Origin of the sequence: Pseudovibrio sp. Ad26 (assembly GCF_001623285.1) — a bacterium.
Lineage (GTDB): Bacteria > Pseudomonadota > Alphaproteobacteria > Rhizobiales > Stappiaceae > Pseudovibrio > Pseudovibrio ascidiaceicola.
This window is the reverse complement of record NZ_LMCE01000043.1, coordinates 40,896-53,235: the sequence shown is the minus strand read 5'-3', so window position 1 is coordinate 53,235 and position 12,340 is coordinate 40,896. Positions and strand designations below refer to the sequence as shown.

The following is a 12,340-nucleotide window of genomic DNA, read 5'->3' as shown; positions in this document are numbered from 1 at the left end:
CAGAGAAAGTCAAGTTTCCGATATAACGGCAAATGACAAGCGTTTGCAGGCGCATACAAGATCACTCAGGAGATGTTCCGATGAAGTCGTTGTTTAAGGGAATTGGGCTAACAGCAGCTGGTTTTGCAATTGGTACAACCGGTATGGTCGCATCAGCACAGGCAGAAGGCGAAGTGAATATCTATTCTTACCGCCAGCCAGAATTGATCAAACCACTTCTCGATGCATTCACTGCTGAGACTGGCGTCAAAGCAAACGTTGTTTTCGCTAAGAAAGGTCTTGGCGAACGTATGAAGGCTGAGGGTAAGAACTCTCCAGCTGACGTTCTTCTTTCCGTAGACATTGGCCGCCTACAGGGTGCAAAAGACCTCGGTGTTACTCAGCCAGTCGTTAGCGATGCAATCAACGGCAACATCCCGGCAAACTTGCGTGACTCTGAAGGCCACTGGTTTGGCCTGACAACGCGCGCTCGTGTCATCTATGCTTCCAAAGACCGTGTTGCCCAAGACAGCATCACCTATGAAGAGCTGGCTGATCCAAAATGGAAAGGCCGCCTTTGCACCCGCTCTGGTCAACACGTTTATTCCATCGGTCTGATTGCTTCCATGATTGCTCACAAGGGTGAAGCTGAGACACAGAAGTGGCTGGAAGCTGTTCGTGACAACCTGGCACGTAAGCCAACCGGCAATGACCGTGCGCAGGTTAAGTCCATCTTCGCTGGCGAATGCGACATCTCATTGGGCAACACCTATTACATGGGCAAAATGCAGACCAACGAGAAAGATCCTGAACAGAAGGATTGGGCAGCGTCAGTTCGCATTCTCTTCCCGAACACCGAAGGTCGTGGCACTCACGTGAACATCTCCGGCATGGTTCTGGCGAAAAATGCTCCGAACAAAGACAACGCTGTAAAGCTGATGGAATTCCTTGCTTCCGATGAAGCGCAGGCTATCTATGCTGCACAGAACTTCGAGTATCCAGTAGAGTCAGGCATCGCACCATCTGAACTGGTTGCCTCCTGGGGTTCCTTCAAAGCTGATGAAGTTTCTCTCAATGAGATTGCCGCTCAACGCGCAAAAGCTAGTGAGCTGGTTGATATCGTTGGTTTTGATAACGGTCCATCCAGCTAAGTTCCAACAAGTAAATTGAGTTGAAGCCATTCCATGACATCCAGACACGGACATAGTGGATCGCCACAATACAGAACCGCCGCCCCCTCTTCTCGAGGGGAGCGGCTTCTTGCGTTTGGGACCTACTTTCTGACCGGCCTCGTTGTGATGCCGGTTCTTGCAATTGTTATTATGGCTATGGGCTCTTCGGGCAATCTGTGGCCGCACCTTGTTTCAACAATTCTGCCACGCTCAATTGCCACCACATTCCAGCTAATGGTTGGTGTGGGTGTGATCGTGTTTGTCGTCGGGGTCAGCACTGCATGGTTAGTTACCATGTGCCGTTTTCCCGGGCGACGCTGGTTTGATCTGGCGCTGTTGTTGCCGTTCGCAGTCCCGACCTACATTATCGCATTTTCATATGTTGAACTGCTGGATTACACTGGTCCGGTGCAAGGTCTGATACGCGATATCTTCGGATTCAAGACCTCTCGTGACTACTGGTTCCCTGAGATCCGCTCTCTTGGCGGTGCCATGTTTGTTATGGGTTTTGTGCTTTACCCTTATGTGTATCTGAGTGCACGCGCCTCATTCCTTATTCAGTCAGCTTGTGCATTGGATGTGTCCCGCACCCTCGGTGCTGGTCCATTTCGCTTGTTCTGGAAGGTCGCGTTGCCGCTGGCTCGTCCTGCTATTGTAGTTGGTGTGACGCTCGCCCTGATGGAGTGCCTGAACGACATTGGTGCCGTCTCCTTCTTTGGCGTACAGACGCTCACATTCTCTGTTTACGACACATGGCTCAATCGCTCTAATCTGACGGGTGCGGCTCAAATCGCAACAATCATGCTGGTGTTTGTGCTCGCTCTGATGTTCCTCGAGTATTATGGTCGCCGAAAGCAGCGTTTTCACCAGACAACGGGTACCTATCGCGCTTTGCCAAGCTACGAGCTGAGAGGCTGGCGTGGCTGGATTGCTGTGGCTGTTTGCGCCCTGCCTATCATTCTGGGCTTTGTCTTTCCTTCTCTGCTTCTGCTCAGCCGTGCAAGCCGCCGGTTAGAAGATCTATTTGAACCGGCTCTCTGGGCAGCCGCTGGCAACACACTTTGGCTGGCTGCAGTGGCCGCTGCTGTATCTATCGGCATCAGCCTGACCCTTGCCTATCGCCGCCGCCTGTTCCCAAGTAGAGTGACTACGACACTGGGCCGGGTGGCTTCAATTGGCTACGCTGTTCCTGGAACTATTCTGGCCGTTGGTATTCTGTTCCCCGTTGCTGCGCTAGACAATATGATCTCAGAGGGCTTTGAGGCACTGTTTGGCTTTGGTACTGGGCTGCTTCTTATTGGATCAGGCACAGCGCTCATCTACGCTTATGTCGTCCGCTTTCTGGCTATGTCATACGGACAGATAGATGGCGGCTTTGGCAAGATCACCCCGCACTATGATATGGCTTCTCGGAGCCTGGGTCAGACCGCCTGGGGCACGCTAGGCCGCGTTCATATGCCATTGATGAAACCGGTTATTCTCTCTGCGACACTGCTTTCCTTCGTTGAATGCATGAAAGAACTGCCTGCAACATTGCTCCTGCGACCGTTTAATTTTGAGACGCTCGCAACAACGGTTTACAATGCAGCTTCTCGAGAAGCGTTTGAAGACGCAGCTTTGCCAGCCCTTTGCATTGTGCTGGTGGGGATCATTCCGGTGATTATGCTCGCGAAGACAAGCGCTGATACGTTCCGCGAAAAACGGGGCAACAAGCGCTTTTCCAAGGACACGTCAATGGTGCCGGCTGAATAAGAACAGAAGAACTTGCGATAAAAAAAGCCGCTGAAGATGTTCAGCGGCTCTTTTATATCTGATGCGTCTGTATTCGTTGTTATCTGGTAGCGGCTGCCAGTTTCAGCGCCATTCCGACAAAGACAACAGATGCAATCCGGTTCATGACTTTCTGAGCAGTTACAGACTTGCTCAAACGATCGCCAATGGCACCGGCTGCGAAGGCGACTGAGCCAAAGACCAGAATTGCCGAAAGCATAAATACTGCACCCAACTGCAAGAACTGCGGCATAACAGGACCATAAGCAGGATCAACAAACTGCGGAAAGAACGAAAGGAAGAAGATCGCGACCTTTGGATTGGTGATGTTCATGATCACGCCACGACGGTACAAAGGGATCAAGGCGGAATGATCGACTTTATTCTGCTGTACCGGCTCAGGCTTCGCTCTAAAGGCTCCCCATGCGAGGTAGAGCAGATACCCAACACCAAGTATTTTGACGAAGGTAAACGCCAGCTCAGATGCCTGAAAGATCGCAGAAACGCCGAGCGCCACAGCCGTAGTGTGAAAAATCAAGCCAGTGCAAAGACCAAGCGTCACCGCAATACCTGCCATACGACCACACACTGCAGACTGCGTCAGCACAAAAATATTATCAGGGCCAGGTGCCAATGCCAGCAAAACAGTGACAGTGAAGAAACCAGCCAATACGTCTATCGGGATCACACAGTGCTCCATCCATTCAGAAAACTGAAGCGCACAATGCCCCAACTTCCTAATCAGGGCAAGTTTCTTGGCTTTATATGAGCGTTAATTTCGCCTCAATTTCAATCTTAAGATCTGGATGGAAGAGCTTTTTCTTTGAAATGGCTCTGTTACTTTCTCCTAAAAGCAAAAAGCCCAACCAAAAAGGTTGGGCTTTTAATTACACACGCTGAATAGTTGTTAGTCTACCAAATTAGCTTCAGTTTTTTCTTTGATCTCATCTAACGTTACACCCTCTGCCATTTCGACGACTTTCAGGCCACCGTCGACGATGTCGAAGACGCCGAGGTTGGTGATGATGCGATCGACGCATTTTACGCCTGTGAGCGGTAGAGCGCATTTATGGAGGAGCTTTTTGTCGCCCCGTTTGTTGGTGTGATCCATAATGACCACAACGCGCTTAACGCCTGCAACAAGGTCCATTGCACCGCCCATGCCCTTGACCATTTTGCCAGGGATCATCCAGTTTGCGAGATCTCCGTCTTCGGAGACTTCCATCGCACCGAGGATGGACAGGTCGATATGACCGCCACGGATCATCGCAAAGCTGTCAGATGAAGAGAAGTAGCTGGTACGGTCCAGTTCAGTGATGGTCTGCTTACCTGCATTGATCAGGTCTGCATCTACTTCGCCTTCAGTTGGGAACGGACCCATGCCAAGCATGCCATTTTCTGACTGCAGCGCTACATTCATTCCATCAGGAATGTAGTTTGCAACCAGTGTCGGGATGCCGATGCCGAGATTTACGTAGAAACCATCTTGCAGTTCTTTTGCCGCACGGGCGGCCATTTCGTCACGATTCCAAGCCATGATTACTGCCCTCCCTTAAGCTTCGCGTGTGGTGCGCTGCTCGATGCGCTTTTCGAACGAGCCAACAACGATGCGGTCAACAAAGATACCTGGAGTATGGATATGATCTGCATCCAACTCACCGATCTCCACGAGTTCTTCAACTTCAACAACAGTGGTTTTACCAGCGGTTGCCATCATTGGGTTGAAGTTGCGTGCTGTCTTACGGAAGATCAGATTGCCTTCTTTATCGGCTTTCCATGCTTTCACGAGAGACACGTCTGAAATCAGACCCGTTTCCATGATGTAGGTTTCACCGTTGAAGTCTTTGTGCTCTTTGCCTTCAGCAATCAGGGTGCCAACACCGGTTTTGGTGTAGAAGCCTGGGATACCTGCACCACCAGCACGGATGCGTTCAGCAAGAGTGCCCTGAGGGTTAAACTCTAGCTCAAGATCGCCGTCCAGATACTGACGTTCAAAGGTTGCATTCTCACCCACGTAAGACGACACCATCTTCTTGATCTGGCGTGTCTGCAACAGCAGGCCCAGTCCGAAGTCATCAACGCCAGCGTTGTTGGAGATGGCGGTTAGGTCTTTCGCACCAGAATCTCGCAGCGCAATAATCAGGTTTTCAGGAATGCCACAGAGACCAAACCCACCTGCCATGACGGTCATGCCATCAAAGGTAAGTCCTTCCAGAGCAGCGGCAGCACTTGGATAAACTTTATTCATTATAAACTCCCAATACATGAGTTGGTAAAACTCACGCTTCTCATTCTCCAGAACGCAAGCAATACCGCCTTTTCATGCTGGCAATGGGACCTGACCCTCCATCCGGATCAGCATCCTGCCGTTCCCTCCTAGGGAAAATAGGTATAGCGACAGCAATGTTGATAGCCGTGTTTTATGTCCTCGCCAAGTGCTCTTTGTACAGAGAGCGACTATTTATTGAGGTGAAAACCACAAAGCTGGGAGGAATGAGTGTTTGCAGTGCACAATTTTATAAAATTAACACTCAGACCCATGAAAATTCTTAAAGATGGGCTGCTGCGAGTCGCTCTTCTTCCATGCGCTTGAACCTCTGCCTTTTAGTGAGGAGAGAGGCCAAGATGACGCCAATCGTCACGATGACGACCAGTATCGTGCAAATAGCATTGATCTCAGGAGTTACGCCTAATCTTACCTGAGAATAAATCTTCATAGGCAAAGTGGTTGATCCGGGGCCGGAGTTGAAGCTCGCAATCACCAAGTCATCCAGTGACAATGTGAATGCCAGCATCCAACCTGCGAGCACTCCTGGCAGGATTTGGGGCAGAGTGATGCGGAAGAATGTTCTGACAGGAGGACAGCCCAAATCCATTGCAGCCTCCTCCAAGGAACGGTCAAATCCAGAAAGGCGGGATTGCACGACGATCGCCACGTAGCACATGGAGAATGTCGTGTGCGCAATCATGATTGTCCAGAAACCGCGATTCTGATCAATAGCCACGAAAAGCAGCAGCAATGACAACCCGAGGATGACTTCTGGCATCACGAGTGGTGCGTAGATCATCCCCGAGAACAAGGTGCGTCCGAAGAAGCGTCCTTGCCGGGCTAAGACCAGCGCAGCTAACGTACCAAGAACCGTCGCTAGCGTTGCAGATGTGAGACCAATGCGGAATGTAACCCATGCAGCTTCCAACAGCTGTTCGTTCTGTAGCAGAGCTGCATACCACTTGGTGGAGAAACCGGCCCAAACCGTGACTAATCGAGATTCATTGAATGAAAAAACAATCAGAATGACGATGGGCAAATAAAGGAAGCTGAACCCCAAAACCAATGATGTGAGATTAAACCAGCTCGGTTTCGACGGCATTACATGTCCCCTTCGTTGCGTCGGGTCTCATGCCGCTGAAACAGCAAGATTGGGATCACAAGTAATACCAGAAGAACAATTGCCACCGCAGACGCAACTGGCCAGTCCCTGTTGGAGAAGAACTCGACCCATAGAGTTTTCCCGATCATCAGTGTTGATGAGCCTCCCAACAAGTCAGGAATAACGAACTCTCCTACGGCTGGAATGAAGACTAGGAAACACCCTGCAATCACGCCCGGCATAGCAAGAGGGACTGTTACCCGCCAAAATGTCTTCCAAGGCGGACAGCCAAGATCTTCAGCAGCTTCTATGAGTGTCGTATCTAGTTTCTCCAAGGACGAATAGAGCGGGAGGACCATGAAAGGCAGGTAAGAATAGATAATGCCAATGTAGACAGCGATGCTGGTGTTGAGGATGACCAGAGGCTCACTGATGATACCGATCGCGATTAGTGCCTGATTGAGCAAGCCATCGGTTTTCAAAATGCCGATCCACGCATAGACCCGGATCAGAAAGCTGGTCCAAAACGGCAGGATGACCATCATAACCAACGTTGGCTGCCAGCTCCTTGGTGCCCTTGCCATGCCGTAAGCAAGAGGGAAGCCAACGAGCAAAGTCAGCAATGTGGATATAAAAGCTATTTGCAGGCTGGAGACATAGGCACGCCAGTAGAGGTCATCCTCTGTTAGCCAGATGTAATTATCCAACGACCAGCGCTGCGCAGCCTCCCAAAGGCCAAGCAGGCCTCTGCCCCAATCGATTACCGGTAAGTAAGGCGGAATTGAAACGGCAGCTTCAGACAGCGAGATCTTGGCAACAATCACAAACGGAACAAGGAAGAAGAGCAGTAGCCAAACGTATGGCACGCAGATGAGTGCGAAGCGGCCCCATTTTCCGGTTGGATTGGTCGGTGAGTTTTCTGGATCCTGAAGTTCATGACGCGGTGGAGGGATCGTTTCTGATCTCAAGAGGTCCGTTGATGAAAGGTTGGGGTCAGTCATTTACCACCTCTCATCGTGTCAAGATCACGCCGGCATCGCTGTCCCATGACAGCCAGACCTGATCTTCCCAAGTGATCGGTCTTTCAACCAGTCGTGCTGTATTGGCGACAATCGCCCGCAGCGTCTCTGTCTCTGCCACTTTAATATGATAGATGGACACGTCTCCCATGTAGGCGATATCCCAGACTTCTCCTTGAATGGCATTGGTGCCCAGGCGTTCTGGTTTATCAAAGGAGATACGCATCTTTTCCGGGCGTATGGCCAGAGCGGCATGATCGCCGACGTTTGCAGCGGTTGGATAGCACACGTCCAAATGGCTACCCAGAACGGATGAGAACATCTTGACGTCCTCAAGTTCTTTATTGGTGACTTGCCCGTCCAGAACGTTGATATCACCAATGAATTCCGCCACAAATCGGGAATTGGGTTGCTCGTAGATTTCTCCCGGTGTCGCATTCTGAAGGATCTTGCCCTTATCCATAACCGAAATGCGGTCTGCCACGGTCATGGCCTCTTCCTGATCATGGGTTACAATCAGGAACGTCATCCGCAGTTGTTCTTGCAGGTTGATCAATTCCAGCTGGGTTTCTTCACGAAGCTTCTTATCGAGCGCAGCAAGAGGTTCATCGAGAAGGAGCACTTTGGGGCGTTTGGCGAGGGATCTAGCGAGTGCAACGCGTTGACGTTGACCACCGGACAACTGGTGCGGCTTGCGTTTGGCAAATCCTTCCAGCTTGACCAAGCTAAGCATCTCCATCACACGGCTTTTGATTTCTTTGGAAGGCAAGCCATCCATTTCCAAGCCAAAGGCGATGTTCTTTTCGACGTTCATGTGCGGGAAGAGCGCGTAGGATTGGAACATCATATTGACCAGGCGTTTATATGGTGGCACGCCAGCGAGATCTCGCCCTTCCAGAAAGATCTGACCTTCAGATGGAGCCTCAAACCCTGCAAGCATTCTCATCAAAGTGGTTTTACCGCATCCAGACCCACCCAGCAGGGCATGGAATTCACGCTTGTAGATTTTGAGAGAAAGATTATCAACAGCGACAAAATTGCCAAAACGCTTGGTAATATTCCGAAATTCAATAAAAGGCTGCTCGCTCGGGTCGTCCCAAGGTGAAAATGCACGACGTACGGGGCCAAGCGGTTTTTTCGCCAATACTCCAATCCTTTTCAGCGGCCTGCGTGGTCAACTGTTTAAGGTAGGATTGCATGTTATTGAGCAATCCTACGCTCGCAGGCCCATAGTTTTTAGTGACCGGTTTTGACAGTTGTGAAGGTGCGGTTCATCAAGCGTTGAGCTTTAAGCGGCTTGGCTCCGATGGTGTAAAGGCGCTGCTTCACCTCATCTGTCGGGTAGATGTTTGGATTTGAAGTCACTTCTTCATCCACCAGAACTGTCGCATCTTTGTTGCCGTTGGCGTAGTAAACATAATCCGACATTTTCGCGATCACTTCCGGGCGCATCAGGTAGTTGATGAACTCGTGTGCTTCTTCAACGTGTTCTGCATCAGCTGGAACTGCGATCTGATCGAACCACATCTGTGCGCCTTCATTCGGCAGGATGTAGGTGACTTCTACACCCTTATCAGCCTCTGCAGCACGATCCGCTGCCTGCAATACATCACCAGACCAGCCGTATGCCAAGCAGATGTCGCCGTTGGCAAGGCCGTTTACGAATTCAGAATTGTGAAATTTACGAATGTAAGGGCGGATCGTTTCCAGAAGTTCGCCAGCCGCTCGAATATCTTTCGGGCTGTTGGAGTCGGGATTGAGACCGAGATAATGCAGCGCAGCCGGGAACATTTCATCCGGCTCGTCCATCACATATACACCACATCCCGCGATTTTTGAGAGCTCTTCAACGTCAAACAATAAATCCCAACTGCCAATCGGAGCATCTGGATTGAGTGCACGCACCTTTTCCTCGTTTACCCCATAGCCAGAGGTGCCCCACATATAGTTGACGGAGAACTCATTGCCTGGATCGAACACTTTAATACGCTCTTGCAGAAGCGGATCCATGTGCTTGAGATTTGAAAGTTTGTCTTTATCGAGCTTTTGATAGACGCCAGCCTGAATCTGACGCTGCAGAAAGGTGGCACTTGGAACAACGACGTCGTAACCAGTTTTACCAGTCAGTAGCTTTGTTTCTAAAACCTCATTAGAATCAAAGGTATCATAGTTCACCGTGATACCTGTTTCCTTCTCGAAGTCTTTGAGAACCTGTGCATCAACATAGTCGGACCAATTGTAGATATTTACAATGCGATCCTTAGCGTTGGCGGCAGACAGAGAGAGAGCCAGCGCTGCTGCTCCTGATAGCATAATTACAGTTTTCATTCTCAAATACTCCAATCTCAAATACAGGGGCTCAAAGCACCTTTACGAAGCGAACCTCTGCATACAGCCGCCATGGTATATCCTTCTGGTGGCAGATTAATTTCGGCCTACATTCCAACCCAATATTTTACAGGAATGCCATAGGTTCTTTGAGAGACTCATCCATCCAGCTCGTCTGTCCTCTCAACACTATCAGGATTTCTACTGAGCGGCCTCAACCTGTGTCTAGAGGCGGTTGGTTAAACGCCGCATTTTTAGAGGAAATGCGGTGGTTTTATACAGAATTTCGATAAGTTCTCTAGGGAACACTTAGCAGCGTCGGCCCAAAATTTCTTTGGTTGCGTAGATGCATCTCGGGGCATCGCAAACCTTAAGTTTGCGACAGTCTGTTAGAATCAAAGGTTTTTATTGAGACCAGTGATTCCAGCTCCATTCTCAAAAGTCCTAAAAACGTCTTCATCACTTTGGTCACATCGATGGCTGATTATCTGAAGTGCCATTAGCTGTGTTGGAAGCCTGCAAAAACCACATCATATAATCAGGCCTTACAGATTCCCTCCAACCAGCCAGGAAACGAGAAAGCAGTCTGTTCTCAATGCCATAGTTTAGTATACCCCCCAAATATAACCTTAAGTAAGTGATGTAATTATCTGCGAATATGACGTAGATTCATATTCGAAATAATTGAAGAGGAGATGGAATTAAACTTCCACAAAACAACATAATTTACGACTTGAGCTGACCTCTGCTAAACTACTTTTCCAACCAGAAGCAAGCTGGACCTTCTAGCAGCCACAAAGAGCTGAATTACTTTTCATGAGTGAATGATTGCCAAAGCACTTGGCAGCAAACCCAATTGGAAGTCCTATGAGTTCTGAAATTAATCCGGATGATGAAGCGGCGCTCAATATGCGTGGTGTGAGCAATCTTGAAGAAGCCCGCACCTGGCTGCAAGCCCGGAACATTGGAGATATTGAGTGTGTTGTACCTGACGTTGCCGGGGTACCACGCGGCAAGATGATGCCGGCAAACAAGTTTTTCAGCAGCAATACGCTGACAATGCCCTCCTCTATTTTCGCCCAGACTATTTCTGGCGATTACCCTGAGGATGATGATCGGTTTCAATATAATCCGACGGATGGCGACCTTTATTTCAAGCCCGATTATTCAACGCTGACCATTGTGCCTTGGGAGACTGACCCGACAGCTCAGCTCCTGCATGATGCTTTCACCAAGGATGGGAAGCCCTTCCCGATTGCTCCGCGTAATGTCCTAAAGCGCGTTCTTGAGCTTTATGATGCTGAGGGCTGGCAACCAATTATCGCCCCTGAGGTGGAATTCTATCTGGTTAAGCCCAATACCGATCCCGATTATCCGCTGGAACCTCCAGTTGGTCGCTCTGGTCGCCCTGAAGTTGGCAGGCAATCTTATTCAATCTCCGCTCTCAATGAGTTCGACGAGTTGATTGACGACATCTATGATCTCTCTGAGGCTCAGGGACTGGAGATCGACACCCTTATTCACGAAGAGGGTGCTGCTCAGATGGAAATCAACTTGAGACATGGCCACCCTTTGGAGCTGGCGGATCAGGCGTTTATGTTCAAACGCACCATTCGCGAGGCCGCGCTGCGCCATAACATTTACGCCACTTTCATGGCCAAGGCGATGTCCTCTCAGCCAGGGTCATCTATGCATATTCATCAGTCTATCCTTGACCGGGAGACAGGACAGAACATCTTCAACAGTGCAGAGAACGAGGCAACGCCTGCCTTCTATCATTTTATTGGTGGGCATCAGCGTTACATGCCCGCTTTAATGCCGATTATGGCGCCTTATGTGAACTCCTACCGCCGTTTCGCGCGTGATAGCGGGTCACCAACCAACCTGTTCTGGGGCTACGACAACCGCACTGTGGGGCTTCGTGTTCCCAGTTCGTCACCGGATGCGCGACGGTTAGAAAACCGGGTGCCGGGGTCTGATGCCAATCCGTATCTCGTTATCGCTTCCAGCCTTGCCGCCGGATATTTGGGTATCAAGAAAGGGATTGAGCCAGATAAGCCGAGAGACACCGACAACAGTGAGGTGATGAGCAAACTCCCGCGTACATTGCTTCATGCCGTTGATGAGTTTGAAGCAGACGATGATTTGCTGGAGATTTTTGGCGAACAGTTTGTTGCCACATATCGAGCCATCAAACTTGAAGAGTACGAGACCTTTATGTCCGTTATCAGCGCCTGGGAACGAGAATACCTGCTGATGAACGTCTGATTCCCACCGGGTGGGGTGTGACTTTCACGCGAAACTGTGGATACCACACCCCTTAGTTGAGCCAATTAGGCCCAGCAATTTAAAATTTCATAATATTCATTAGGACCAATCACAGCAAAGTTCCTAAGAGATACTTCTGCAAAATAGAATTTAAACCGATTAATATTTCGAATTTAACTAATTACAAATACATATACGGATCTAATTTTCGTTAAAACATCACACAAATGTGATGCTATGCGAAATTATACTTACATATTTTTGAATTTACTGGGTATTTAATTTCAGAATTCCTAGTCTATCATGCAATTTTTGATTTTATTTAATTTTATCACAACTTTATGTCTAATTTTAAATACATTTCAAATATTGTTTATTACAAGCCATATTCGAGGCTATTGATGGCGGTTAATAGGTTGCGAACGCAATTTTA

Annotated in this window: 10 protein-coding genes; 3 read left to right on the top strand and 7 right to left on the bottom strand. The window is 49.3% G+C overall.

Going from position 1 to position 12,340, the window contains the following annotated elements; translation table 11 throughout:
- The first annotated feature begins 143 nt into the window (after nt 1-143).
- Both PsAD26_RS06065 and PsAD26_RS06060 read left to right on the top strand, forming a co-directional pair.
- Complete coding sequence (locus PsAD26_RS06065; RefSeq protein ID WP_244278175.1) at nt 144-1,130, top strand: Fe(3+) ABC transporter substrate-binding protein; 987 nt, start codon at nt 144-146, stop codon at nt 1,128-1,130.
- Nucleotides 1,131-1,163: 33 nt separating this feature from the next.
- Nucleotides 1,164-2,903, top strand: coding sequence for an iron ABC transporter permease (locus PsAD26_RS06060; protein ID WP_208985535.1), 1,740 nt, complete (start codon nt 1,164-1,166; stop codon nt 2,901-2,903).
- A 79-nt stretch (nt 2,904-2,982) separates the two neighbouring features.
- Here the strand turns inward: PsAD26_RS06060 and PsAD26_RS06055 are convergent, their stop codons facing one another.
- The 7 genes from PsAD26_RS06055 to PsAD26_RS06025 all read right to left on the bottom strand — a co-directional run bounded on the left by PsAD26_RS06055 (nt 2,983) and on the right by PsAD26_RS06025 (nt 9,639).
- A complete protein-coding gene (locus PsAD26_RS06055; protein WP_063309719.1) occupies nt 2,983-3,609 on the bottom strand; it encodes a LysE family translocator in 627 nt (208 codons plus the stop codon).
- A 219-nt stretch (nt 3,610-3,828) separates the two neighbouring features.
- Nucleotides 3,829-4,458 carry a CoA transferase subunit B gene (locus PsAD26_RS06050; protein ID WP_063295261.1) on the bottom strand — a complete coding sequence of 210 codons (630 nt, stop codon included), beginning with the start codon at nt 4,456-4,458 and terminating at the stop codon, nt 3,829-3,831.
- A 15-nt stretch (nt 4,459-4,473) separates the two neighbouring features.
- Nucleotides 4,474-5,169, bottom strand: a complete 696-nt coding sequence (locus tag PsAD26_RS06045) for a CoA transferase subunit A (protein WP_063309685.1) — start codon at nt 5,167-5,169, stop codon at nt 4,474-4,476.
- Between the two features lie 301 nt (nt 5,170-5,470).
- On the bottom strand, nt 5,471-6,292 hold the full coding sequence (locus PsAD26_RS06040; RefSeq protein ID WP_063295259.1) for an ABC transporter permease: 822 nt from the start codon (nt 6,290-6,292) through the stop codon (nt 5,471-5,473).
- A complete protein-coding gene (locus PsAD26_RS06035) occupies nt 6,292-7,293 on the bottom strand; it encodes an ABC transporter permease subunit (protein ID WP_063309684.1) in 1,002 nt (333 codons plus the stop codon). Before PsAD26_RS06035 ends, PsAD26_RS06040 begins: the two co-directional genes overlap by 1 nt.
- A 10-nt stretch (nt 7,294-7,303) precedes the next feature.
- Nucleotides 7,304-8,473 carry an ABC transporter ATP-binding protein gene (locus PsAD26_RS06030; RefSeq protein ID WP_063309683.1) on the bottom strand — a complete coding sequence of 390 codons (1,170 nt, stop codon included), beginning with the start codon at nt 8,471-8,473 and terminating at the stop codon, nt 7,304-7,306.
- Between the two features lie 74 nt (nt 8,474-8,547).
- A complete protein-coding gene (locus tag PsAD26_RS06025) occupies nt 8,548-9,639 on the bottom strand; it encodes a polyamine ABC transporter substrate-binding protein (protein WP_063309682.1) in 1,092 nt (363 codons plus the stop codon).
- An 867-nt stretch (nt 9,640-10,506) separates the two neighbouring features.
- Here PsAD26_RS06025 and PsAD26_RS06020 point away from each other — a divergent pair.
- Nucleotides 10,507-11,907: a glutamine synthetase family protein gene (locus PsAD26_RS06020; protein ID WP_063309681.1), complete on the top strand. Its 1,401-nt coding sequence runs from the start codon at nt 10,507-10,509 to the stop codon at nt 11,905-11,907.
- The last annotated feature ends 433 nt before the right edge of the window (nt 11,908-12,340 follow it).

Bases quoted from the DNA above. Each gene is read 5' to 3' on its own strand.
- PsAD26_RS06065 (WP_244278175.1), top strand. From the start codon at position 144: ATGGTCGCATCAGCACAGGCAGAAGGCGAAGTGAATATCTATTCTTAC.
- PsAD26_RS06060 (WP_208985535.1), top strand. From the start codon at position 1,164: ATGACATCCAGACACGGACATAGTGGATCGCCACAATACAGAACCGCC.
- PsAD26_RS06050 (WP_063295261.1), bottom strand. From the start codon at position 4,458: ATGGCTTGGAATCGTGACGAAATGGCCGCCCGTGCGGCAAAAGAACTG.
- PsAD26_RS06045 (WP_063309685.1), bottom strand. From the start codon at position 5,169: ATGAATAAAGTTTATCCAAGTGCTGCCGCTGCTCTGGAAGGACTTACC.
- PsAD26_RS06040 (WP_063295259.1), bottom strand. From the start codon at position 6,292: ATGCCGTCGAAACCGAGCTGGTTTAATCTCACATCATTGGTTTTGGGG.
- PsAD26_RS06035 (WP_063309684.1), bottom strand. From the start codon at position 7,293: ATGACTGACCCCAACCTTTCATCAACGGACCTCTTGAGATCAGAAACG.
- PsAD26_RS06025 (WP_063309682.1), bottom strand. From the start codon at position 9,639: ATGAAAACTGTAATTATGCTATCAGGAGCAGCAGCGCTGGCTCTCTCT.
- PsAD26_RS06020 (WP_063309681.1), top strand. From the start codon at position 10,507: ATGAGTTCTGAAATTAATCCGGATGATGAAGCGGCGCTCAATATGCGT.